Here is a 25,205-nt window from a genome sequence, read left to right on the forward strand (position 1 = left end):
GAAAAACGTGCCTATGCAATACCAGACTCAGAGGCTCTGGAACAAGCCCTTGGCGCGTTTCTTCATGGACTGAGCAACGCCTCACAACGCGCCTGCAGAAATCGATGCAACACCTTGACCCGCTCCGACACCTGCAAACGATGAGGGCACATCAGGTTGAACGGGGTGGGTTCGCCTTGCCATTCGGGCAGCAGTGGCACCAGGCGCCCAGCCTGGAAGTCACGAGCCACGTCCAGGTTGGCTTTATAGGCGATGCCATGTCCGGCCAATGCCCAGCGTCGTACGATTTCGCCGTCATCACTCAGGTAATCACCGGTCACCTCGACTTCCTGGTGCACTGCGCCCTGATAAAAATGCCAGGTGCTGTTGGCCTGGCCACGACGCATATAGCGCAGCGTGCAGTGTCGGGCCAAATCAGCAGGCGTTTGCGGGGTTCCATAACGCGCCAGATAGTCGGGGCTGGCGCAGGGGATGCGATGGTGGCCCGGCACCACAGGCAGCGCGACCAGGCTGGAGTCCCTCGGCACGCCGAAGCGCAGGGCGATGTCGACGGTATCGCGGAACAAGTCGGCATTGCTGTCGTTGAGCAACAGCTGAATGCGGATGGCGGGGTGTTCCACCTTGAACTCATCCAGCCAGCCCAATAGCACATTGCGCCCGAAGTCCGAGGGCGCCGACAGCTGCAACAGCCCACTCAGGCTCTGGCCTTGCTGCTTGATCGCGCGTTCACCCTCTGACAACGTCTCCAAGGCTAGCCGCACGCTGTCCAGGTAACGCGCGCCTTCTTCGGTCAGGCGCATGCTGCGCGTCGAGCGGGCCAGGAGGCGGATGCCCAACCGGGTTTCCAGGCGTTTGAGGGCGATACTGGCCGCCGCTGGGGTGAGGTTGAGGTTGCGTGCCGCCGCCGAGAGGCTGCCGGTGTCAGCGGTGCGCACAAACACTTCGAGGTCGAGGGTTGAACTCATTTGTAAAAATCCTTTAAAGATCTTGTCGTTTTACCGGGATTTTTCGCGGATTGCCAAGCTGGGAACATGAGTGCTCACTTTCTCATCCAGGAATCTTCCCTATGACTTCTTCCCTCAACGGCAAAACCGTCATCGTGATCGGTGGCAGCAGTGGTATCGGCGCAGCGGTTGCCAAGGCTGCTGCCGACCGTGGTGCCCAGGTGGTATTGGCCGGGCGACGCCTGTCTTCAGGTAGCGAGAATGGCCTGCGCAGCGAGCCGGTGGACGTGACCGATGCGGCTTCCTTGCAACGCCTGTTTGAAGCGGTTGGACGTTTCGATCATTTGATCTACACCTCTGGTCCGTCGGTGCGCGCAAAGAATCTGATCGAGACTGACCTCAATGAGGCCCAGGACAACTTCAATGTGAAACTGTGGGGCTCGCTGCGGGCTATCCAACTGGCCCTGCCTTACCTTGACGAACACGGCAGCATCACCCTGACATCCGGGCAACTGGGGCGTAAGTTGGCGCCGGGTCAGTTCATCAAGACCGGTATCAACGCCGCAACCGAAGCGCTCGGCAAACAGTTGGCCAAGGAATTGGCACCGCGTCGGGTCAATGTGGTCAGTCCAGGGGTAATTGACACGCCGGCCTATGCCGGACTGGCGGAGGAACAGCGGTTGGCGATGTTTGCCAAGGCGGGCGGGGCATTGCCGGTTGGCCGGGTAGGGCAGGCGGAGGAAGTGGCGGCGGGGTATGTGTTGGCGATGGAGAATGGCTTTATGACCGGCGCTGTGATCGACATTGACGGCGGCGGCCTCCTGTAAACACTAAGGTCCAATGTGGGAGGGGGATTGCTCCCGATAGCAGTTTGTCAGCCAGCTAACCTGTATCTGATACACGGCTATCGGGGGCAAGCCCCCTCCCACAATGACCGCGTCAGACCTTGAGGGTACGCGTCATCCGCAGGGCAAGCACACTACCGGCCACAATCACTGCCGCCAGCAGGTACAACGCCACATCCGTCGACCCGGTGGCATCCTTCACAAACCCAACGATATACGGGCTGAGAAAGCCCGCCATCTGGCCCATGGAGTTGATCAACGCCAAGCCACCGGCCGCAGCGCCGGCACTGAGCATGGCGGTAGGCACCGGCCAGAACATCGGCAAACCGGTCAGGGCGCCCATCGTCGCGATGGTCAGGCCCAGAATTGCAATCGCCGGGGTCGTGGCGAAGTTCACCGCAATCACCAGGCCAATTGCGCCCATCAACATCGGCACCACCAAGTGCCAGCGACGTTCCTTGCGCAAGTCCGCCGAGCGGCCCACCAGCAACATAAACACTGCCGCCAGTAGATATGGAATTGCACTGAGCCAGCCAATCACCAGGTTATCGCTGAACCCCAGGTTCTTGATGATCGACGGCAGCCAGAAGTTGATCGCGTACACGCCACTCTGGATGCAGAAGTAGATCAGGCCGAACGCCCAGATCGCCGGGTTCTTGAACACTTCGGCGAGGGAGTCGGTGGTGGTCTTGGGTTTGTTGGCCAGGTCAGTCGCCTGGTCGGCTTCCAGCACCGCACGCTCGTGGGGTGTGAGCCACTTGGCGTTGGCGAAACTGTCGCTGAGCAGGAAGTAGGCCAGGGCGCCCAACACCACGGTCGGAATGCCTTGCAGCAGGAACATCCACTGCCAACCGGCGAGCCCCCCTTGGCCGGCGGCGAAGTGGTTGAGGATCCAGCCGGAGAACGGGCTGCCCAGCAGGCCCGACACCGGGATCGCCGACATGAACAGCGCCATGATGCGACCGCGACGGAATGTCGGGAACCACTGCGAGAGGTACAGCACCACGCCCGGGAAGAAGCCCGCTTCGGCGGCACCGGTAAACAGGCGCAGGGTATAGAAGTGGGTCGGCGTGGTGACGAACAGCAAGCACGTGGACAAGGTGCCCCAGACGATCATCATCAACGCAATCCAGCGCCGTGGACCGAACTTGGTCAACGCCAGGTTGCTCGGTACGCCGCACAGCACGTAGCCGATAAAGAAGATCCCGGCACCCAGGCCGTACACGGTCTCGCTGAACTTCAATGCATCGAGCATCTGCAATTTGGCAAAGCCAACGTTTACCCGGTCGAGGTAATTGAACAGATAGCAGATAAAGATGAAGGGAATCAGGCGCAGGGTAATGCGCTTGTAGATGGCGTTTTTATCGTCATCGGTGGCCAGTGCGGCAGTGGCGCTCTGTGACATGGCAGTCTCTCTTTATTATGATTTTTCGCGATGCGCGGGTAACGTTGATCGCCCAAACAGTCTCGGTGACGCAACGGGGTACTGTCTTTGTGCTCGCGCACAGTGAAGCACCCTTTGCGCTGTGCCGGTGAACAACCTCTCATTCAAGGAACTTAGCCCCATGTTCGAGCTGGATCATGACCTGGCGCAGGATATCGTCAATCGCACCATGGCGATCCTGCCCTATAACGTCAATGTCATGGACAGCCAGGGGTTGATTCTCGGCAGCGGCGAGCCCGAGCGCATCAACACCCGCCACGAAGGCGCGCAACTGGTATTGGCCAATGGGCGCGTGGTGGAAATCGACGGGCAAACCGCCAAGCACCTCAAGGGGGTGCAGCCGGGTATCAACCTGCCCTTGCTGCATGACCAGCGCCTGATTGGCGTGTTGGGGATTACCGGTGAACCGGAAGGGCTGCGCACCTACGCCGAATTGGTGCGCATGACGGCCGAAATGCTGGTCAGTCATCGTCACCAGCAAGCCGAGCAACAGTGGCGACGCCAACGTTGCGATGATTTGTTGGCATTGCTGCTGGCCGAAAGCGGTGACTCGCCGCGCCTGGTCGACGAGGCGCAACAATTGGGGCTTAAACCCAATATGGCACGCACGCCCTATCTGTTTGAACTGGGCATCGGCCAATCAGCCGAAGCCCTGAGCGCCTGGCTGACCAGCCGCTATCCCGACAGTTGGTGTGTCAGCTCGGCGCAATTTTCGTTGCTGTGGTGCAGGCCTGCCGCCGTGCAAGTGGACAACCCCCGGTTGCTGGAGAAACTCGAAAGCCTGGGCTGGAACGTGCTGCGCGTTGCCGTCGGTGGACAGGCCGATGGCTTGGCCGGACTGCGCCGTTGTTATCGCCGCGTCGGTGATCTGCTGGCCTACGGGCGCGACATCCTCCCGCAATCGAAGTTACTGACGCTCAACCGCTATCGCCTGCCGGTGATGCTCTGGCGCCATCGCAACGACGATGCATTGGACGAGTTACTCAACCCCCTGCGCAAGGTGTTGGCCAAGGACACCAACGGCCAGTTGCTGGCGACACTGCGCAGCTGGTGCGAACACGACGGCCAAAGCCAGGCCTGTGCCGATGCGCTGGGCATTCACCGCAACAGCCTGCGTTACCGCATGGAGCGCATCGCCGAACTCAGCGGTGTCGACCCGCTGACCCTGGATGGCATGCTTGCACTGTATCTGGGTGTACAGCTGTTGCCCCAGGCTTTGTCGGAATGAACAACAAACCTGTCGCGCACTTGTGCATCGGACCGGCGTCATCGGCGATGCCAACTGGCAGCATGGGCCCTATAAAAACCGGAGAAAGCCCATGAAAATCATCATCGCCCCCGACTCATTCAAGGACAGCCTGAGCGCCGAAGGCGTGGCCCAGGCCATTGCAGCAGGGCTGGCACAGGTCTGGCCGCAGGCCGAGTTGGTCCAATGCCCCATGGCGGACGGTGGTGAAGGCACGGTTGAGTCAGTACTCGCCGCGTGCAATGGCGAGTTGCGCAGCCAATCGGTTCGCGGCCCATTGGGTGCAACCGTTGAAGCCCGCTGGGGCTGGTTGGCCGATAGTCAAACCGCAATTATCGAAATGGCCGAAGCCAGCGGCCTGCAACTGGTGCCACCCGGTCAGCGCGACGCGTGCACCAGCAGCACGTTCGGCACCGGCGAATTGATCCGCGCTGCGCTGGACCTGGGCGCCCAACGCATCATCCTGGCGATTGGCGGCAGTGCCACCAATGACGGCGGCGCGGGCGCAATGCAGGCCCTGGGGGTTCAGCTGTTGGACGCCGAAGAGCAAGCGCTGCCACCGGGCGGCCTGGCCCTGGCCAAACTGGCCCATATCAACCTCAAACACCTCGACCCGCGTCTGGCCCACGTGCGCTTCGAAATCGCCGCCGACGTCAACAATCCTTTGTGCGGCCCCCACGGGGCCTCGGCAATTTTCGGCCCACAAAAAGGCGCCACACCCCAGCAGGTGCAACAACTGGACGCGGCCCTCGGCCACTTCGCCGACCACTGCGCCAAGGTCCTGCCCAAAGACGTACGCGACGAACCCGGCAGCGGCGCCGCCGGCGGCCTCGGCTTTGCCGCCAAAGCCTTCCTGGGTGCGCAGTTCCGCGCCGGTGTGGAAGTGGTGGCCGAGCTGGTTGGCCTGGACCAGGCCGTACGCGGCGCCGACTTGGTCATCACCGGCGAAGGCCGCTTCGACGCCCAGACCCTGCGCGGTAAAACCCCATTCGGCGTGGCGCGTATTGCCCAGCAACACGGCGTGCCGGTGATCGTCATCGCGGGCACCCTGGGCGAGGGCTATGAGCAGATGTATGCCCACGGTGTGGATGCCGCATTCGCCTTGCCTGATGGGCCGATGAGCCTGGAACAGGCATGCAGCGAGGCACCGCGTTTGTTGCGCGAGCGGGCAGCGGATATTGCGCGGGTGTGGCGGGTGGCGGCGTTGCGCATGCGATAGGGGCGCCTCTACACTGACCGGCCACGTGTCTTTCAAAGGATGAAACGCCATGCACGCGCCTGAACCCCTTATCGTCATCCAGCGCTTTACCGAGGCTCACCTTGAGGGCGTCGCCGCGCTCTATAACGAACCGGCGGTGTGCCGTCAGGTGCTGCAAATGCCTTTTCAGTCGGTTGAGGCGTGGCGCAACAAGCTGGAGATGGATAACGAACGGCGCCTGCAGTTGGTGGCGGTGCATGGCGGTGAAGTGGTCGGCCAGCTTGGCCTGGAACAGTTACTGCGCGTGCGCCGTAGCCATGTTGGGGCATTCGGTATGGGCGTGGCGCCTGCCTGGCAGGGCAAAGGCGTGGGCTCGCAGTTGCTGGCGGCCGCGCTGGACGTGGCCGACAACTGGATGAACCTGCGTCGTGTCGAACTCACGGTGTATGCCGACAATGAAGCCGCGCAGAAGCTGTACCGCAAGTTTGGCTTTGAGGTGGAAGGTCGAATGCGTGATTACGCCGTGCGTGACGGCCGGTTTGTCGACACCGTGAGCATGGCGCGCATTCGCACGCCGGCTTAATCCTGCAATGCAAACGCCACCGCCGCGTGCGGCCAGGGACTCGATCACGCGTTGGTAGACTTTGCGAGGCATCGCAGCGGGTTGTTGGTTTGTTGCCGTTCCCGTTGGTCGAATATCGACGAAACCTGTTATTTCTGACAGTAGATTTTCGAACTGCTCTAGCGCCAAATCGATCTGTCGCTACCAGTTTACGGTGACACTTCGATATTTCTAGGCGGAGCTAGCAACCATGAAATCACATACAGAAGACAGATTCGTTATTTCCATTACTCAAATAACTCCCAATTCTGTAAAGTTTGAATGGAACGGCATTAAGGGTTATGAGTACGTCATCAGTTTTGAAGAATGGCTCACCGGAGAGGGGGGCACCTATACCACGACCAACACATCGAGCGTCATCAATGGTTTGGAACTGGGGCGTAGATATCGTTTAAGTATTTTTGAGACGTTCACTGGAAAAAGAGCAGGCACCACATTTGTTCCATATGACGCAAACCCAGGAGAGCCGGGCAATCCTAAGAAAATACAATATTTAATTTTCAATTATCCTTCGCAGACGCAACCTCAGAATTTTATTCGCGCTAGCTGGGCCAAATATGGTGACAAAGGGACTGTGTATACCCTGAGTTATTACATGGTAAGTGCGCCTGGGATCGTTAAAGAAGTAACGATCACCGAAAATGAATACACCGCGTCGGATCTGCAGTCGGGTCAAGACTACGTGTTTACTTTGCGGGCTGATTCAGGCACAGGCCCAACAGAACCGCTTCAGGGCAAAGCATCCACTGATGTAACTCGACGGCCTGACGTAACGTCAGGTCTAAGGGTTTTAGCGAAAGACAAAACATTTATAGAAATGGGCTGGTACCCCGATGCACGTGCTGCCTATTACGAAGTAACCCATAACCAAAAAGAAAGGACTGACACTCAAACCGAAACGACCGTCCGTTTTGAAGGGCTGACACCCGCTACACGGTATATGGTTCTTGTTTTTCCCGTCAGTCAAGAAGGTATTTCCGGTGGAGGTTCTTTTGCGGAAGTGTTCACCACCCCGTAACGTTGAATATGCTGGAGCCTTCCCTAACCGGCTTAATCCTGCAACGCAAACGCCACGGCCGCCTGCGCATGCAATTCGGTGGTGTCCAGCAGTGGCAGGTCGCTGTGTTCCGGTTTGATCAGCAAGCCGATCTCCGTACAACCCAGGATGATCGCCTGGGCACCGCGTGCGGCCAGGGACTCGATCACGCGTTGGTAGACCTGGCGGGAGGCATCGCTGATCACACCGACGCACAACTCCTCATAAATGATCCGGTGCACGGCCTGGCGCTCATCTGCGTCGGGCACCAGCACGGTCAGCCCATGGTCGGCCAGGCGCGACTTGAGAAAGTCCTGCTCCATGGTGAACGCGGTGCCGAGCAGGCCCACCGTCAGTGTGTGCGCCTCGACAGCAGCCAAACCCGCCGCGTCAGCGATATGCAGGAAGGGGATCGACACCGCCGCCTCGATACGTGGCGCCACCAAATGCATGGTGTTGGTACACAGCACCACACACTCGGCGCCGCCGGCTTGCAAACGGCGTGCGGCGTCTTCGAGGATCAGCGCGGTGTCGTCCCAGCGTCCGGCATGTTGGGCCTGTTCAACCGGGCCGAAGTCCACGCTGTACATCAAAATTTGCGCCGAACGCAGCGGGCCGAGCTGATCGCGCACACGCTGATTGATGATGCGGTAATACTCGGCGCTGGACTCCCAGCTCATGCCGCCGATTAGGCCGATGGTGCGCATGCAATGCTCCGGACAAGGAATGTCGCCTCACCTTACCCATTGACCATGGATTAGTCATACGCAGTTGCTGGCGAAAAGACCAGAGCAGTTCTGATCGGTCCATCACGCCACGGGAAATAGCGGCTATTTCCCAGGATGCGGCTATACCTACAGCTCAATGTTTCAGTGATGACCGCCAGGGAGTTCAATGATGAAACTAAGGCTAACGATCAGCGCACTGTGCATCGCCTCAATCGCAGGCTGTGCCAGTCACGTTACGCAACCTGATGAGTACTCCGGTTTTCTGTCGGACTACAGTCAGCTCAAGGAAGCCAAGTCACCGTCGGGTGCCGCGGTGATGCGTTGGGTTGATCCCAAGCTGGATCTGAGCCGCTACACCGCCGTGTATGTCGAGCCCACTCAGTTCTATCCAAAGCCACAGGCCACTGCAAAGATCCCCGACAGTACCCTCAACGGCATCAATACCTACTACAACCAGGCGCTCAAGCGTGAGCTGGAAAGATCCCTGCCGCTGGCCAACGCGCCGGGTCCCGGTGTGATTGTGGTGAGGGCGGCGATCACCGCTGTCAGTAGCAAGACCGAAGCCCTTGCGCCGTACGAATACATTCCCGTTGCGCTGGTCGTGGCGGCCGCCAGTACTGCGACTGGCCATCGTGACCAGGAAACCACCCTGGGCACCGAGGCGCAGTTCCTCGACGGCGCCAGCGGCAAAGTGATCGCTCAAGTGGTGCGCAAAGGCACTGGCAAGCCGCTGTCAAACGACGCCCAGGTGATGCAGGCCGACGATGTGAAAAGCGTGATCGACGGGTGGGCATCAGACTTGCACCAGTCGTATGTGAAGCTTAAGAAGCACTAGAACGTATTGCGCGCCTGCCGGTTGTAGTAGCTGAGCAGGACGTCGTAGCAGCGGGTAACGAGATCATAGTCGTCACTCAGCTGTTGCGGCGCAGCGCGCGCCCGCCAATCGTTTTCCAATGTGCGTAACGCCGCCAGGTACGCCTCGGCTGCAGGCGTGATGACGGACCACATGTACTCGGCTGCCTCGTCCCGCTCCGGGCGCGTGGGTTTGCGGATATAGGCCTTGGCGCCATCGGCGGCTCGTTGCAGCGCATCGGCCAGGGTGGCGACCGTCTGCGGCGTGAGGCTCGCATCCCGCATGCCGTGCTCGATCTGGTTCACGGCCTGACGCGCGGCGATCATGTAGTTGAGCATGTGCCAATGCACGTCGCGACCAAACCGTGACTCCAGCAGCGCCAGTTGTGCAGGCCGCATGTGCAGGTCTTCCAGCGCCAACGGGTTGCGCAGCTCGGCGGAAACGCGCCAGTAGTCCGCGCCTTTTATCTCAAGTTCCTGCGCCAGGTGTTTGTTCATCACCTGCGCGACCAGTTGTTGAGTGCTCGGCGGTATACCGTTGGCGCGATAGCCCGGCAAGACGGTGTCAGCCAGTGACGTGTATTGATTCAACTGAGCGGAATAGACGCTGGCCAACTCGACCATACGACTGCCCGGGTCCTGGCGTTCAAGCTTCAGGGTATAGAGCTGCGAGCAGACAGCCGCCTGGATCAGGCGCGGTTCGGGCTCCGTGCGGTCGCCATAGTCAACGGTGTCAGGCGCTTCGGGCTGGGCCGATCGCTTGCGGTAATAGGCCAGGCGCGTATCTCGGTCGATACGGTTCACACAATCAATGATCGGCGCCAGGGCGCTGGCGGCTGCGGTGTGGGGGCTGTCACGCTGGTCCAGCCACAATTGCACCCGCTGCAAGGGCTTGGTGGCGCCGGCCATACCGAGCAATCCCAAGCCCAACAATAGGCCGATGGGGAATAACCATTTCGGATTCATCGCGTGGCCTCCTGGCCGTACCACTGCGCCTCGGTGGCGGGCGCCTGGCATTCGGTGGCCGTGCGCGGCATGCGGCTGCACAGGCGTTCGGTCCACTGTTGCAGGCCTTGGTTGCGGGTGACCAGGTGCTGCCGGTCGAGCAGCACCAAACCGCCGTAGAGTGCAATCACAGCAAAGACTGCCAGCACCATGCCGCCCGCAGTCCAGCGGGGATGGCGGATCGTCCAGGGGGTGGGGTGGTTGCTCAATGGCCGCTTGATCAGGCCGATCAACGCCAGAGTGCCCACCAGCGTCACGCTGGCAACAGGACTGAAGACATACCCCAGTGCGCCTGCCAGGACCACTCCAGGCACCACATCGCGGATCGGCAGTAACTTCAGGGGCATGCGTGCGCCAAGTCGTTCATCCAGCACACGGTATTGATGGGCGAGTGGTCGCCAGACCTGCCAGGCCAGCCCTGCACCGACCACGGCGGCCAGCGCCCAAAGCATCCCGTAGCCCAAGGTGGGTATTACCTGACCGGCCAAGCGCTCCGCCTTGACCAGCACGCCCACCAGGCAACCCAGCACCAGCGCAACGATCCACGGCCAGGTGTCCGTGGCCGTGTCCCAGCCTTGCCAGAAATACACGGTGCCGCCGGGCATTGCTTCTGCGATAGCCACGTGGTCGGCATAGATATCGGCGCTGAGTGCCTGGCAGGCTTTCCAATCGTCTTGGTCCAAGCGCTGGGCGAAGGCGCGGCGTTGACTCAGGCTCATTGGCGCGAGCAAAAGGCGTGCGGCGCGCTGTTGCGCAGTGAAGGGCGGTTCAGCGGCCAATGCACGTTGGCGTGCAATGAAGATCGGCCCCTGCTGGCGCCGTAGCAACAGCGCCCAGTCGCCGGGTGGGCAGTTATGGTCGGCACCACCGTGCCAATCCTGGCCGACACAGACCGCGTCGAACACGGTACCGGACCAATAATGACTCTGGGCCAGCAGCCGGGCCAACCATTGGTTAAACCACGCGGCATGAGGATGGTTGTGTACCCAGGGCAGTTCATCGCGCGCTGCATAGGCGGCCAGGAACGCCGCTTCATCCTTTTGCTCAAGGGCTACGCGCAAGGGTAGCTGCAAGGCGGCACGGTGTTGACGTTCAAGTTTCTCGATCAGCTCGACGGGCAGTTCAAGCCGTTGCCAGGCCGTGAGCCAATTGAAGGTTTCGAAGGCCCATCGAGTGTCTTCGGCGCTGAGGTCACCTTCGATGCTGCGATGCAGTAGATGGACCTCGAAGAACAACGCGGTGCCATCCAGCATGGCTGCCTGATAGCGTTGGTCGAGGGTTTCACCCCGATGTGCGATCACGACTTCGACGGTTTGCCGGGGTTGCCCGCACCCTTGCAGTGCTGCCTCATAGGCTTCCCGCAGGCGCTGGAAACCCTCGGGATCGTCGTCCGGCCGGGTCTTCTTCAACAGCGCAGCGTATTGACGCTTGATCGTGCGGCTATCGGCATCCGGCGCCAGGCCAAGGACATTCCAGCAAGTCATGTGCGGTGCAACTCCCTAAACAATCGGGCGCACCTTACCTGTTTTAGGGGGGGATAAACCAGGGGTCGTACGTGCCCGGCCTAACCCTGCTGCGGCCGGGCACGTGCTGTCACTTGAGCGGCGTCAACGGTGGCAGCTTCCATTGACCGCTGCCCACTTCGGGCTTGGGCAGGTAGATACGCAGCACGGCATAAAACGGGCCCGTCGGGGCCGGTAACCAGTTGCTCTGTTCCGCTTTGGGCGGTTCGTGGTGCTGCAACGCCAGGGTCAGGCCGCCGTCGGCGTCCAGCTTGAGGTTGGGCAGCATGCGCGAATTGATCAGGTAGCGTTTCTTGTGGTTGGGCACCAGTTGCTTGGTCTTGGCGTCGTACATGGTCAGCGACCAGAACGCGTCGGTCGGCGGCAGTTGGTCCTTGGCGAAATGCACGGTGTAGCTGTGGCGTGCGCCGTTGGCCGGTTTGCCCTCGCTGTCGACGAAGTAGGTCTTGTAGATGGCTTCGTCAGTGGAATTGCCGAAAATGCCCAGGTCGGCACCGGCGTAGCGGTACAGATAGTTGTTATTGAGGTGATCACGGCTGCCGAACAAATCGCCGCTGGACACTTGATGGGTATCGATCTTGTCTTTCTTGAAGGCGGTAAACTCGGCACGGCCATCGGCAATCCCGTCTTCCAGAGCCTTGCGCTGTTCAGTGGTCAGTTGGTTGACCTTGAACGGGGCGCCAGGGGCAATCCCGATCTTTGCAAAGCGTGCCAGCAGGTCTTTTTCGCTGTCCTGGGGCGCAGCGAAAGCCAGCATGAAGTTCAGGTAACGGAACAACTGCGGGCCTTCGGTCATGGTGGCCATCGGTTTGGGCCATTCAATCTTCGGCTTGGCAGCCGGCGCCGGCTGTTTGACGTAGCTGCTCAGCGGCTGGACCTTGTAGCCGCTCTGGATCTGTTTGACCTTGCTCAGGTCTTTATCATCGAACAACTGTGTGCGGTACAGCGCGTAGGCAATATTGCTCTCGCTGTACACCACGCGGTCGATGTCCACCGGTTGCTGACCTTTCCAGTCCGGCCCGGCGATCATGTAGTGGCCGCCGTTGTTGCCCGTGCTGCGGGTGCCCAGGTAAGCGATGTTCTGCGTGTAAAGGTCGATCAACTGCACCGAGTAGTAACGGTCGTCCTCGATCTTGGGCAGGGTCAGCACCAACGGTTCCTTGCGCAGGTCCATCCACACGAACGAATACGGCGTATCCGAGTTGGGGGTGATCACCGCAGTGTCCTTGGGTGTCAGCACCTGGGCGGTGTTGGCGATGTGGTTGAACGGCGCCTTGTAGTGGGCGCCGCCTTTATCAACGGCCTGGGTGTAGAGCGTCTTGTACATCGCGACCACCGGGTAGCCATACAAGTAGGCTTCCTTGGCGATGGCCCGGGCTTCGGCAGGGGTGGCCGTGAAATCGGCCAGGGCACCGGTACTCATCACAATCGAGAGGCTCGCCAACAGCAGGCGCGTCGGTTTTCCAATCATGTTGTTGCGTCCTTCCAAAAAATCTGTGGGGCGTGGGAGATGAAAGCGCCGAGTTAACCGGTTTATTTGCCGTACGTCACGTTAATCCCTGCGAGCACCGTAGGGGAGCAGGGCATGTGGGTTGAAGTTAGCAGCTAAATACAGGGGCGCTAGGCACAATGCCAGTCAGTTAAGGGTTAGAAAGAGTAAAAGCTAACCTGTGGCGAGGGAGCTTGCTCCCGTTGGACTGCGCAGCTGTCCCATTTTTGGGGCCGCTACGCGGCCCAGCGGGAGCAAGCTCCCTCGCCACAAGTACTGTGTTTGCCCTTAACTGACTGGCATTTCGAGAGAGGGACAGGGCAAGGCGAAAATTGCCACCCCGGCTGGGCGGCGCTACGCAAAACAATCCATCAGGCGCAAAGCATCCCTTTCACTTTGTCGCGCAGTTGATCGATAGAAAATGGTTTCGCGATGACCTGCATACCGACAGGCACGTCAATGTTCTCGGCATAACCGCTGGCAAACAGGATCGGCAGCGCGGGCCGCAACTCGCGCACCAACGTTGCCAATTGCTTGCCGTCCATGTCCGGCAGGCCGACGTCGGTCATCATCAGGTCAATGACTTGATCCACCTGCTTGACCATAACCAGCGCCTCTTCGGCATCAGCCGCTTCCAATACGCTGAATTCCAACTCCTCTAGAACATCGACGATAAGCATACGCACGATGGCATCGTCTTCGACGACAAGGATGGTGGAGGCGACTGCGGACATAATTCGAAAATTCCCAAGAAAGACGAGGTTTACAGGCAGCGGTACAGAGCGGCCTCTTCCATGAGTAAGCGCGGACTCCCGACAAGTTCCCGCTGGCTGTAAAAACAATGCAAGACAAAAGAACAGAGAGAATAGCCTGTTCTACTGTAGGAATCTGTACAAAACCGTTCCAGAAAAATGGTCTTGCCTGTCGCTTTGGGGCAAACTCCCGGTTTTTCCACACTTGGCCAAGGCATGCCCATGACTCCTGCGTCGTCCATCGATGAAAAGAGCTTTCGTAACCTGTTGAGCCGCAATGTCGCGCTGCCACTGGGTGTGGGCGTGCTCAGCGCGGTGTTTTTCGGCTGCCTGATCACCTATTTGTTGTCAGTGATCCAGTGGGTGGAACATACCGACCGGGTTATCAATAACCTCAATGAATCGTCCAAGCTGACGGTGGACCTGGAAACCGGCATGCGTGGTTTCCTGATCACCGGCGACGAGCATTTTCTCGACCCGTACGAAGTGGCCAAGCCACGCATCATTGCCGACTTGCGCAATTTGCAGGGGCTGGTGGCGGATAACCCACAACAGGTAGATCGCCTGAAGCGCCTTGAGGCCCTGCAAGAAGAGTGGAACAAGTACGCTCAGTCCATGATCGATTTGCAGCGCGAGAGCGGTGATTACCGCAGCGCGGTCAAGGCCGGCCGTGGCAAGCGCCTGACTGACGAAATTCGCAAGGAATACGACGATGCGGTGGCCATGGAGCAACAGTTCCGGATTACCCGCAATGAAGAAGTCACGCGTACCACGGTGATCAGCGTCACGTTGTACCTGGCCTTCGTGCTGGGGTTGAGTGGTTTCCTGGCCTACATCGGTCGCAAGAATTTAATTTCACTGTCAGACAGTTACAACGCGAACCTCGCGTCACAACAAAGGATCGCGGGTCGCCTGGAGCAGCAAGCCTGGCTGCGTACCGGCCAGACCGAACTGGCTGAACAGGTACTGGGCCAGCTCACCTTGAACATGTTGGGGCGCAATATCCTGCAATTCTTCGCCCAGTACATGGGCTCGGCCGTCGCCGCGCTGTATGTGCGTGAAGAACATGGCGGCCTCAAGCGGGTGGCCACCTATGGCTTCTCCCGCGAGCAGGAACAACAGGAACAATCGATCTACAGCGACGAGGGCATCGTTGGCCAGGCTGTGCACATGAATCGCCTGATTCGCCTGGACGGTGTACCGGTGGACTACTTCAAAGTCAGCTCCGGCCTGGGCGAAGGCGTTCCGCACAGTGTGTTGGTGATGCCCACCAGTGATGACGGGCGCATCAACGGTGTGATCGAGCTAGGGTTCCTACGCACATTGGACGAACGCGATGAGGCGCTGATGGAACTGATTGCCGGCAATATCGGCACGTCCATTGAAGCTGCTCGCTATCGCCAGCGCCTGCAGGAAGTGCTGGCCGAAACCCAGCAGCTCAACGAAGAGCTGCAAGTGCAGCAGGAAGAACTGAAGACCGCCAACGAGGAACTGGAAGAACAGTCGCGCATCCTCAAGGAGTCCCAGGCGCACTTGGAGACCCAGCAGGCCGAGCTTGAGCAGACCAATGAGCAGTTGGCCGAGCAGACCGAGACCCTGGCCGAGCAACGCGACGCCATGGACCGTAAGAACATCGAACTCAACCAGGCTCAACTGGAGCTGGAAGACCGCGCCGAAGAGCTGCAACGCTCCAGCAAATACAAGTCCGAGTTCCTCGCCAACATGTCCCATGAGCTGCGCACACCGCTGAACAGCTCGTTGATCCTGGCCAAGTTGCTGGCGGAAAATCCCCAGGAAAACCTGAGCGGCGAACAGGTCAAGTTTGCCGAGTCGATCTATTCCGCCGGCAACGACCTGCTCAACCTGATCAACGACATCCTGGATATTTCCAAGGTGGAGGCCGGCAAACTGGAAATGCGTCCCGAGAACTCCAGCGTGGCGCGCCTGGTCGACGGTTTACGCGGGATGTTCGAACCACTGGCAGCCGACCGTAAACTCGGCTTCCACGTAGACGTCCAGGAGGGCGCGCCGGGCATGCTGTTTACCGACCGCCAACGCCTGGAGCAGATACTCAAGAACCTGCTGTCGAACGCGGTCAAGTTCACCGAGCAGGGGCAAGTCAGCCTGTCGGTCTCCCGTGCGCCGGGGGAGGGCATTGCCTTCGCTGTGCGCGATTCGGGGATTGGCATCGCGCCTGATCAGCAAGAAAGCATCTTCGAAGCCTTCCGCCAGGCCGACGGCACCACCAACCGTCGTTACGGCGGCACCGGCCTGGGCCTGTCGATATCCCGCGACCTGGCGACATTGCTGGGCGGTTACATCAGCGTCAGCAGCGAGCCGGGCAAAGGCAGCATTTTTACCCTGGTAATACCGGAACACTATGTTGAGCGCGACGAAGACGCAGCAGCAGTCGAACTCGCGCGCCAAGTAGTCGTGGCGCCGGCCCCGGTGCCGGTGGTGCCGGTGGTGCCGGCGCTCCCCGCGGCAGATATCGAGCTGATTCCGCGCTTTGCCGATGACCGCGACAAAGCACCGTTCACCACGCGCTGCATCCTGGTGGTGGAGGACGAGCCGAACTTCGCACGTATCCTCTTCGACCTGGCCCATGAGCTGGGCTACAACTGCCTGGTGGCCCATGGTGCGGATGAGGGCTACAGCCTGGCCGAAGAGTTCGTACCCGACGCGATCCTGCTGGACATGCGCCTGCCGGACCATTCCGGTTTGACCGTGTTGCAACGCCTCAAGGAACACGCCAGCACCCGGCATATCCCCGTGCATGTGATTTCCGTGGAAGACCGTGTCGAAGCCGCCATGCACATGGGCGCCATCGGTTATGCCGTGAAGCCGACCACCCGCGAAGAACTCAAGGACGTTTTCGCACGCCTGGAAGCCAAGCTGACCCAGAAGGTCAAGCGCGTGCTGCTGGTGGAAGACGATGACCTGCAACGCGACAGCATTGCCCGCCTGATTGGCGACGATGATATCGAAATCACTGCGGTCGGCTTCGCCCAGGAAGCCCTGGACTTGCTGCGCAATAACATCTACGACTGCATGATCATCGACTTGAAGCTGCCGGACATGCTTGGCAACGAGTTGCTCAAGCGTATGGCCACCGAGGATATCTGCTCGTTCCCACCGGTGATCGTCTACACCGGGCGCAACCTGACCCGCGATGAAGAGGCCGAGCTGCGCAAGTATTCACGCTCGATCATCATCAAGGGCGCACGCTCGCCGGAGCGCCTGCTGGATGAGGTGACACTTTTTCTGCACAAAGTCGAATCCCAGCTGTCCCATGAGCGCCAGAAGATGCTCAAGACCGCCCGCAGCCGCGACAAGGTCTTCGAGGGGCGCAAGATCCTGCTGGTGGACGACGATGTGCGCAACATCTTTGCCCTGACCAGCGCCCTGGAGCACAAAGGCGCGGTGGTGGTGATCGGGCGCAACGGCCGTGAAGCCATCGACAAGCTCAATGAAGTCGAGGACATCGACCTGGTGCTGATGGACGTGATGATGCCGGAGATGGATGGTTACGAGGCCACCGCCTTGATCCGCCAGGACCCGCGCTGGAAGAAACTGCCGATCATTGCAGTCACTGCCAAGGCCATGAAGGACGACCAGGAGCGCTGCCTGGCAGCAGGTTCCAACGATTACCTGGCCAAGCCGATTGACCTGGACCGGCTGTTCTCGCTGATTCGCGTATGGCTACCGAAGATGGAACGTATTTAAGTGGAGCAGTGTTTTTTGGACAAAAGCAGCGATATTGAGCTGCGCCTGCTGATCGAGGCGATTTACCTCAAGTACAGCTATGACTTCCGGGATTACTCCGGGGCGTCGGTCAAGCGCCGCGTGGCCCACGCGCTGCGTCAGTTCGACTGCGCAACCATCTCCGCACTGCAGGAGAAGGTGCTGCACGATCCGACGGCGTTCATGCAGTTGCTGCAATTTCTCACCATTCCGGTGAGCGAGATGTTCCGCGATCCATCGCACTTCCTGGCCATCCGCCAGGAAGTGGTGCCGCTGCTCAAGACTTACCCGTCGATCAAAATCTGGATTGCCGGGTGCAGCACGGGGGAGGAGGTCTACTCCATGGCCATCCTGCTGCGCGAAGAGGGTTTGCTCGATCGCACGATCATCTACGCCACGGACATCAACCCGGCCTCCCTGGAAAAAGCCAAGCAAGGGATCTTCTCCCTGGAAAACGTGCGCGCATATACCGCCAACTATCAGCAGGCCGGCGGCCAGCGCTCATTTGCCGACTACTACACGGCGGCATACGATTACGCGATCTTCGATAAGACACTGCGGGAGAATGTGACCTTTGCCGACCACAGTTTGGCGACCGACAGCGTATTCTCAGAAACTCAATTAATTTCGTGCCGTAACGTACTGATTTACTTCAATAAAAAATTGCAGGACCGAGCATTTGGATTGTTCCACGAGTCGCTGTGCCATCGCGGCTTCCTGGTGCTGGGCAGCAAGGAAACCCTGGATTTCTCTGCCTACAGCAAACAGTTCGAACCCTTGGTCAAGCAGGAACGGATCTACCGAAAATCATGAGCGCCGCCGCCACCAGCCCGGTCAACGGGATTGAAGCCATCGTCGTCGGCGCCTCTGCCGGCGGTGTGGAGGCGTTGTTGACGATTTTTGGCGAGCTGCCTGCGGACTTCGGCCTGCCGATCATCGCCGTGTTGCACCTGCCGGACGAGCGCCGTAGCCAGTTGGCGGAAGTCTTTGCGCGGCGCCTGCACATCCCGGTACGCGAGGCCCGCGACAAGGAAGTGATCGAGGCCGGTACGCTGTATTTCGCCGGGCCCGGTTATCACCTGTCGGTGGAGCACGATCGCAGCCTGTCATTGAGCCAGGAAGACCGGGTGCACCACTCACGTCCCGCCATTGACTACCTGTTTGCCTCGGCCGCCGACGCGTATGGCGCCAGCCTGCTGGCGATCCTGCTGACCGGGGCCAACCAGGACGGTGCCCACGGGCTGGCCCACGTCAAGCAATCCGGCGGCACCACCGTCGTACAGGACCCCAAGGAGGCGCGCATTGCCGTGATGCCCCTTGCGGCCCTGGCCCTACAGACACCTGACCACATTCTGCCTTTGAGCCGTATCGGCTCATTGCTGGCTTCGCTGGAATATTCCCCATGTTAAGTACTGTCCAGGCCAAACTGCTGATCGTCGATGATCTGCCGGAAAACCTGCTGGCCCTCGAAGCGTTGATCAAGCGCGAGGATCGGCAGGTATTCAAGGCATTGAGCGCCGACGAGGCCTTGTCCCTGTTGCTGGAGCACGAGTTCGCCATGGCGATTCTCGATGTGCAGATGCCCGGCATGAACGGCTTCGAGCTGGCTGAGTTGATGCGCGGCACCGAAAAGACCAAGAACATCCCGATTGTGTTTGTCAGCGCCGCCGGCCGCGAACTCAATTACGCCTTCAAAGGCTATGAAAGCGGCGCCGTGGACTTCCTGCATAAGCCGCTGGATATTCACGCGGTTAAGAGCAAGGTCAATGTGTTCGTCGACCTGTACCGCCAGAGCAAGGCGGTCAAGCAACAAGTGGAAGCCCTGGAGCGCAGCCGTCGTGAACAAGAGTTGTTGCTCGCACGCCTGCAGGCTACCCAGTCCGAGCTGGAACAAGCCGTGCGCATGCGTGATGACTTTATGTCCATCGTCGCCCACGAAGTACGTACGCCGCTTAACGGCCTGATCCTGGAAACCCAACTGCGCAAGATGCACCTGGCCCGGGATAACGCCGCCGCGTTCACCCTGGACAAGATGCACGCCATGGTGGACCGCGATGAGCGGCAGATCCAAAGCTTGATCCGCCTGATTGAAGACATGCTCGACGTATCACGTATCCGTACCGGCAAGTTGTCGATTCGCCCGGCGCGCTTTGACCTCGCCCAACTGGTGCGCAACCTGGTAGAGAACTTCGCCCCGCAAGTGGCGGCGGCGGATTCGTCCATGCACTTGGTGGCCGAGGGGTTGGTCGAGGGCAACTGGGATGAGTTCCGCATTGAGCAAGTGGTCACCAATCTGCTGACCAACGCGTTGCGTTACGGGGCCAAGAGTCCCGTAGATGTGCGGGTGTACAGCGAACACGGCGAGGCGCGGGTTGAAGTGCGCGACCACGGCATCGGCATCAGCGAAGAGAACCAGAAGCGCATTTTCCAGCAGTTCGAGCGCGTCTCGGCCAGCCACGTCGCGGCCGGCCTGGGCCTGGGGTTGTTTATTTCCGAGCAGATCGTGGCGGCCCATGGCGGCACCATCGAAGTCGAGAGCCAGATAGGCGAGGGCGCGCTGTTCCGGGTGTGCCTGCCCCTTGAAGCTGCGGTATGAAATCAATCGTCAGCTCGACGCAACCTCTGCGTGACCCCATGGTCGTAATTGCAGCTATTGACCGGACAAAGGCTTCCCATGAGTGAAGATGCACAAGATGTCGTTCTGATCGTCGAGGACGACGAATCCATTATGTTTGTGCTGGGTGAGTACCTGGCAGGCCTGGGCTATCGGGTATTGAAGGCGATCGATGGGGAGCAGGCCTTCGAAATCCTGGCGACCAAGCCGCACCTGGACCTGATGGTGACTGACTATCGCTTGCCTGGTGGCATTTCCGGCGTGCAGATCGCCGAGCCTGCGGTGAAATTGCGCCCGGAATTGAAGGTCATCTTTATCAGCGGTTACCCGCAGGAAATTCTCGACTGCAACAGCCCGATCACCCGTAACGCGCCCATCCTGGCGAAGCCGTTTGACCTGGATACGCTGCAAGAGCATATCCAACGCCTGCTGGCCTGAACGCGGACATTGCCAGGGCCGCAAAAGTAAGCCCTGGCAGAACGAGCGCCCACTCAGTCTTTTGCAAAATCCAATATGTCCCTGACCTTCTTCTCGTCGAACACGCCCGCGCCGGCATCATCACGCAGCGTGAATGAGCCATTCGGGGAAACGTCCACACCACCGGAACTGGCGTAGGTCACGGATACGTCTTTCCTTTGCAGCAGCTCCAGAAGAGGTTTTTTGCCGAGACTGTCTTGTTGACCAATGGCTGTCGCGACACCTACTACGCTGCGTGTCTCGGTGCCTCCGACAAAAATGATCTTGCCGCCGTTAGCCAAATTCTCTTCCATCTCTCTCACCCAGGCGAACCCGTTGCGCCCATTATTGACCGGTTGTTCCAGATTGCTTCCGGTCAAGTGAACGAGCGTGCGTTTCTGATAGACCCCATCCTTCAAGTCTGACAATACGATCACCGCAGAACAGTCGCTCAGGCTGTTAGTGCTTAGATGAGACGTTTTGTCTGTAAGTGTCTGGGACTGCCCCATCAAGACCTCTACTTTCGCGGGTTTGATCACCGAGACCTGCTTCGAACGCGGTAAGGACGGGGGAGTGATCCGCGCGGGCTCGATCACCAAAGGCACCTCCGTGAGGTTTTTGACCGTTTTGTCCGACACCTCCGTGGTTTTCTTCCATGCGTTGTCATACTCGCTGACTTCGAACTCCAACTTATTGGGGTCTTTGCTGTGGGTCACGTACTGGACCGACAGTTTTTTGTCGGTAAAGACCTTCTCCAAGCCACGTTTCAGCGCTCCCGGGCTGGAGAATGTAGCGAGGCCGAAATTAGGGTCATAAAAAAAGAATTTTTTGTTCAGGCCTTCACCCACGGTTCCCGCCACCATTGCGTGTTCGGGCGTGCTGATCATGAGGGTCTTTGGGCCGCTGGCATTGGTCAGCTCATCCATCATGGCTTTGTAGCTCATTTGCGGGCGAGGCTTGGCCGCGTGGAACAACGTGGGGCTGCCCAGTTGCTTTTGCACCCCCGCCAATTGAGTGATGAACTCCCGTGAACCCGGTGCGGTCGGGTTTGCGGCGGCCGTGAACATGTTGGCGATAAACGTCTTCTCTGTGCCTTGTTCCATGGCGCTGGCCATCAATCGTGACATGGCTGCGCATTGCCCCTTGGACAGAGGATTAGTCTGGCTGAGGTAGAACACTTGGGGGACAGGTACGAAGTTGCCACCCACCGCACTGATGTGCTCATAGACTTGGCTGACGCCCTTGAAACCATGCTGTACTGCCAGCCTTTCCGTCTGGCGAACCAGGCTGCCAATTTCTGCTGGCGTGAATTGACCGCTGGTTGCAAGTTTCATCACCTCTTCGGATTTCATCGTTTTGCGATAGCCGTGAACGTTCATCGGATCGCCTTCACTGTAGCCGCGCTGGAATTCGGCGCTGTCAGTAGCCGTTTTATGTTGCTCCACCAGCTCGGTCCACTGCTTGCGCAGGGCGTTTGACTCAGGCAAATGATTGGGCGTGGCCGTTGCCCATTCGCCCAGTCTCGGTTGGCTTGATCGAAGTGACGGCACAAAGTCATCCAGCGCCTTGCCATAGGCTTGCCCGCTGGCCGCATCGAAGGCATGCCATTTACCCTGGGTCAGCACCGCCGGGCCTTCGACCAGAGTGCCCTGCAGTTTGAAGGTCCCAGAGGCGCTGGCATCAAAACGCTTGCTGGCTTTTACCAAGTCATAACTGTCGAGGCTGCCACATAGCCAGCGGTAGGTATTGACCGAGCCTTTGGCGCCGGCCTTGGCCACTGTCGTGAGCAACTGACCGACGCCGTCCAGAGGGTTGAGCGAGCTGATCGCGGCGCGTCCGACAATCTTCCCCCCAAAGGCCACTTTGTTCGCTATAGACGCGCCTACCTGGAGTGCCTTGGCGCCTTTGGCTGCTACGTGCAAGCCCATCAGGAAGCCGAAGGCATCCATTGTCATGTCCACGATTCCTTCACCATAGTGATCTTCGCTGAAGTTTTTGATCGCGGACCTCAGGGGAATCAGGTTCAACATGAACTCAACAGCGGCCTTGTAAAAGGGCGCTTCGGTATCAAATGTGGTCTGTCCTTTGGCGGCCAGTTTGTACCCGTCGATATTCGCTTCTTTTACCATCGCGTCGGCGATGTAGGCCGTACGTTCACTGTTGAAACTTTTGGGGACACCCGATGCGTCTTCGCGCTCACCACTGATACCGGTGGAATATGTTCCAGAGGGCACAATCTCTCGGTATTCAATAGATGGCTCTTTTAAGTCGCTCTTATAAAAGTCATTCAGGTCATCGCGATGCAGGATCTTGTTCTGCTTAATATCGATCTCATAGATGTTGATTTTGCCTTCGAGCTCGGTTTTCACCAGCAAGCTTTGACCTTCAGAGACGATGCTGCTTGTTTTGACCCTGCTGTAAGGTGAGTACTGATTGATAACCTGTTTGGCCAGGGTGACTTTGCCAAACTCGAAATTTTTCCGATGCTCCAGGCTCTGCGTTGAAATCAATTGTTTGACTTGGGTAGCGATGCTCTTGTTGTACGCATCTGTGTAGAGGGGAAAAGCAACCCGGAAGTACTCTTTCAGGTTTGGCAGATCGACCAGCGTGGCGTGTATTTTATTGAAGTCGACATCGGCTGAAGTCGATATCCACTGGTTTGCGCTGTCGGCTGTGTCCCTTGTAATCCCGTCATAAAAACCCGGCGTCCCGCGTGCACCGTCGTGCATGTACAGATCAAGGATCGAGTAAGGCCCGGGGAAATCCAGGTGCTGGCGCTTTAGCTGAATGCATTTTTTCTTAAAGAGAGCGGGGTCCATGTCTGGAAAGGCATTCTTCAGTTCTTGCAGTCCCTTTGCCTCGACATTCGGCATTTCCATGGATTGAGCGGCGGAAGCTGAACGCAACTCTTGGATGGTTTTATCAAATGCGTTGCGGACTTCCAGTATCGCAGCCTCGGTCAGTGGATAGCCCATCCCGTTGACCACTGCCCAGTCTTTGAGCGCGACTTGTTGGGCCCGGTATTCGACCTCACGTTGCTCAGCGGTGATGGGTGCAATGTCCGCCGCGAGCATGACTTGGGCATAGGTCATGCGTGCCGTGGCGCCTGGTGCATCTGCCTCGACCCGTTCGACGGCCGTTGCAAAGCTGACCCAGCTGTGGGTGCCGAACCTCACCGCATCAGGAATGGCCTGAACCAGAAATTCCGGCGCCTGGGATGACAGTTGCAGGTACGCTTGAAGTTGGGCTTTTTCGAAAGAGGATGACCTGCGGGTGTCGAGTAGATGATTAGTCAGACTCGAAACAATATCCGCGGCTGTTTGGCCTCCATTTCTGGCATCCGTGAGGAGAAAACCCGCCACCTGGCGTTTTTGGCCCGGCTGCGTGTGTTGCGGGTCGACACTCATGGCCGCCAGCAACCAATCATTCACGCTGCCCTTTATGGCTTTGGCATCAAACCGAGCCTGAATCGCCTTGCCCAGTGCCTGGCCCTTTGGTGTGTTGATCAGCGTATTGAACAACTCACGCGGATTTTTTAGCGCAGAAGGCTCAATGAACTGATTGTGCAACAGGTACTCAAGCACATTCGAAAACGCGCGGGTGTCGATGCCATCAAAAGCGCCGTTGCGCAGGTCGGCCATCAGTTGAATCTGCGTGGTGTTTTCAACCGGTATGGACCACGCCAGCGCGCCACCGTAGTTACCGTGCTCAAGGCTAGCCGGACGTGGGGTTGCCAAAGCCCTTACAAGGTTCTCCAGCTCAGCCTGATCGGCGGGGATATCCCAGCCATTGCTGTCGAAGAGTTGTTTGAGGCTGGGGGTCGTGCCGGCGTACTCTGAATGACTGTCACGATGAACCGATACATGATAATCCGCCAGGTACGTTGGGATATCGGCAGTGCCCGATTTCAGCCCGTTGATCAGCGTATTGAGCGTTTCAACAACCGCGTGGAGGCTATGCACATCGCCCAGCATGGCCTTTTGATTCAGTAACGCTTCTTCGTTGCGCTGCTCGCGTAAATAGGTAAATACAGGGTCATTGATGGTCTCGAAGCCTTTTCCCGCGGCGAACGCGGCTGTGAGCTCCTGAGTAGTCAGTTGGCGACCACTATTGTTGACCCCATTGTGAACCCTGTAAAAATGGCTGATCAGCTTCAAGGGCGCAATGTCCCTGTTTTTTGCCTGGGCCGGCTTGAACGTCGAGAAAAACGAGCCCGCTGCAATGATCCGACCGGCCGCCATCAAATGACGGCTGGCGGCGGCCCACTGAACATCATCCTGACCTACCGTCCGCTGTATCCTGCGCGGGTCGAGTGCGTGTTTAAGGCGGAAGATGATCTTGCCCGAGCCAGGATTGATTTCTACCGAGTCAGGATCGATGCCGCGATCATTCATCCATTGAGTGATATCCGGTGCTTGGAAGGCGTGCCTGAGTTGCGCCCACCACTCACCGAATGTCGAATGGGCCGCGATGGGTGAGACACTGATGTCTCCTTCATGGCCGTTCAGTGTTTTGGCCAAGGACAGTCCGTACTGTCTTGAAAGCTCCAGGTCGCCTTGGCTACGAGGACTTCCAGTGACTATCCCGGGCCCGGCACTCTGATCTTCAGGAGCCTGTTGTGCGTTCGTCCGTTGTTGTAGCTGAGGAGTCATCAGGCTGCGAGAAGATGGCTGGATTAGAGATATCGCCGTCATAGGGTCACTCATC

General features: G+C 58.8%; 19 protein-coding genes. 11 read left to right on the top strand and 8 right to left on the bottom strand.

Going from position 1 to position 25,205, the window contains the following annotated elements; genetic code table 11:
• Positions 1-62 precede the first annotated feature (62 nt).
• A complete protein-coding gene (locus tag DYL61_RS10125) occupies positions 63-965 on the bottom strand; it encodes a LysR family transcriptional regulator (RefSeq protein ID WP_135308222.1) in 903 nt (300 codons plus the stop codon).
• Positions 966-1,066: 101 nt separating this feature from the next.
• Here DYL61_RS10125 and DYL61_RS10130 point away from each other — a divergent pair, with 101 nt between their 5' ends.
• Positions 1,067-1,771: an SDR family oxidoreductase gene (locus DYL61_RS10130; protein ID WP_135308223.1), complete on the top strand. Its 705-nt coding sequence runs from the start codon at positions 1,067-1,069 to the stop codon at positions 1,769-1,771.
• 112 nt (positions 1,772-1,883) lie between these two features.
• On the opposite strand, the gene DYL61_RS10135 is transcribed toward DYL61_RS10130, so the two are convergent.
• Positions 1,884-3,194: an MFS transporter gene (locus DYL61_RS10135; protein WP_135308224.1), complete on the bottom strand. Its 1,311-nt coding sequence runs from the start codon at positions 3,192-3,194 to the stop codon at positions 1,884-1,886.
• Between the two features lie 160 nt (positions 3,195-3,354).
• On the opposite strand from DYL61_RS10135, the gene DYL61_RS10140 reads away from it, so the two are divergent.
• The 4 genes from DYL61_RS10140 to DYL61_RS10155 all read left to right on the top strand — a co-directional run bounded on the left by DYL61_RS10140 (position 3,355) and on the right by DYL61_RS10155 (position 7,317).
• Complete coding sequence (locus DYL61_RS10140; protein WP_135308225.1) at positions 3,355-4,461, top strand: sugar diacid recognition domain-containing protein; 1,107 nt, start codon at positions 3,355-3,357, stop codon at positions 4,459-4,461.
• 91 nt (positions 4,462-4,552) lie between these two features.
• Positions 4,553-5,698, top strand: a complete 1,146-nt coding sequence (locus DYL61_RS10145; RefSeq protein WP_135308226.1) for a glycerate kinase — start codon at positions 4,553-4,555, stop codon at positions 5,696-5,698.
• 49 nt (positions 5,699-5,747) lie between these two features.
• Positions 5,748-6,260, top strand: a complete 513-nt coding sequence (locus DYL61_RS10150) for a GNAT family N-acetyltransferase (protein ID WP_135308227.1) — start codon at positions 5,748-5,750, stop codon at positions 6,258-6,260.
• Between the two features lie 229 nt (positions 6,261-6,489).
• Entirely contained in the window at positions 6,490-7,317 is an 828-nt protein-coding gene (locus DYL61_RS10155; protein ID WP_135308228.1) for a hypothetical protein, read from the top strand.
• 32 nt (positions 7,318-7,349) lie between these two features.
• Here DYL61_RS10155 and DYL61_RS10160 read toward each other — a convergent pair whose 3' ends face one another.
• Positions 7,350-8,042: an aspartate/glutamate racemase family protein gene (locus DYL61_RS10160; protein ID WP_135308229.1), complete on the bottom strand. Its 693-nt coding sequence runs from the start codon at positions 8,040-8,042 to the stop codon at positions 7,350-7,352.
• Between the two features lie 190 nt (positions 8,043-8,232).
• On the opposite strand from DYL61_RS10160, the gene DYL61_RS10165 reads away from it, so the two are divergent.
• Positions 8,233-8,898, top strand: a complete 666-nt coding sequence (locus DYL61_RS10165) for a DUF3313 domain-containing protein (RefSeq protein WP_135308230.1) — start codon at positions 8,233-8,235, stop codon at positions 8,896-8,898.
• Here the strand turns inward: DYL61_RS10165 and DYL61_RS10170 are convergent.
• From DYL61_RS10170 to DYL61_RS10185, 4 genes are all read right to left on the bottom strand, one after another.
• Positions 8,895-9,881 carry a DUF3829 domain-containing protein gene (locus DYL61_RS10170; RefSeq protein WP_135308231.1) on the bottom strand — a complete coding sequence of 329 codons (987 nt, stop codon included), beginning with the start codon at positions 9,879-9,881 and terminating at the stop codon, positions 8,895-8,897. The two genes, DYL61_RS10165 and DYL61_RS10170, sit on opposite strands and share 4 nt — an antisense overlap.
• Positions 9,878-11,404, bottom strand: coding sequence for a J domain-containing protein (locus tag DYL61_RS10175; RefSeq protein ID WP_135308232.1), 1,527 nt, complete (start codon positions 11,402-11,404; stop codon positions 9,878-9,880). The genes DYL61_RS10170 and DYL61_RS10175 overlap by 4 nt, the downstream gene beginning before the upstream one ends.
• A gap of 109 nt (positions 11,405-11,513) precedes the next feature.
• Entirely contained in the window at positions 11,514-12,914 is a 1,401-nt protein-coding gene (locus tag DYL61_RS10180; RefSeq protein WP_135308233.1) for a DUF1254 domain-containing protein, read from the bottom strand.
• A gap of 389 nt (positions 12,915-13,303) precedes the next feature.
• A complete protein-coding gene (locus DYL61_RS10185) occupies positions 13,304-13,666 on the bottom strand; it encodes a response regulator (protein ID WP_135308234.1) in 363 nt (120 codons plus the stop codon).
• 240 nt (positions 13,667-13,906) lie between these two features.
• Here DYL61_RS10185 and DYL61_RS10190 point away from each other — a divergent pair, with 240 nt between their 5' ends.
• The 5 genes from DYL61_RS10190 to DYL61_RS10210 all read left to right on the top strand — a co-directional run bounded on the left by DYL61_RS10190 (position 13,907) and on the right by DYL61_RS10210 (position 20,480).
• Positions 13,907-17,410 carry a response regulator gene (locus tag DYL61_RS10190; RefSeq protein ID WP_135308235.1) on the top strand — a complete coding sequence of 1,168 codons (3,504 nt, stop codon included), beginning with the start codon at positions 13,907-13,909 and terminating at the stop codon, positions 17,408-17,410.
• On the top strand, positions 17,411-18,241 hold the full coding sequence (locus DYL61_RS10195) for a CheR family methyltransferase (protein ID WP_181157304.1): 831 nt from the start codon (positions 17,411-17,413) through the stop codon (positions 18,239-18,241).
• Positions 18,238-18,837: a chemotaxis protein CheB gene (locus DYL61_RS10200; RefSeq protein WP_135308236.1), complete on the top strand. Its 600-nt coding sequence runs from the start codon at positions 18,238-18,240 to the stop codon at positions 18,835-18,837. Before DYL61_RS10195 ends, DYL61_RS10200 begins: the two co-directional genes overlap by 4 nt.
• Positions 18,831-20,024, top strand: a complete 1,194-nt coding sequence (locus tag DYL61_RS10205) for a hybrid sensor histidine kinase/response regulator (RefSeq protein ID WP_135308237.1) — start codon at positions 18,831-18,833, stop codon at positions 20,022-20,024. Before DYL61_RS10200 ends, DYL61_RS10205 begins: the two co-directional genes overlap by 7 nt.
• Positions 20,025-20,102: 78 nt before the next feature.
• Positions 20,103-20,480, top strand: coding sequence for a response regulator (locus DYL61_RS10210; RefSeq protein ID WP_135308238.1), 378 nt, complete (start codon positions 20,103-20,105; stop codon positions 20,478-20,480).
• 53 nt (positions 20,481-20,533) lie between these two features.
• On the opposite strand, the gene DYL61_RS10215 is transcribed toward DYL61_RS10210, so the two are convergent.
• Positions 20,534-25,018 (bottom strand): hypothetical protein, encoded by a 4,485-nt coding sequence (locus DYL61_RS10215; protein WP_135308239.1) that lies wholly within the window; start codon positions 25,016-25,018, stop codon positions 20,534-20,536.
• Positions 25,019-25,205 lie beyond the last annotated feature (187 nt).

The organism is Pseudomonas nabeulensis (genome assembly GCF_004682045.1).
Classification (GTDB): domain Bacteria; phylum Pseudomonadota; class Gammaproteobacteria; order Pseudomonadales; family Pseudomonadaceae; genus Aquipseudomonas; species Aquipseudomonas nabeulensis.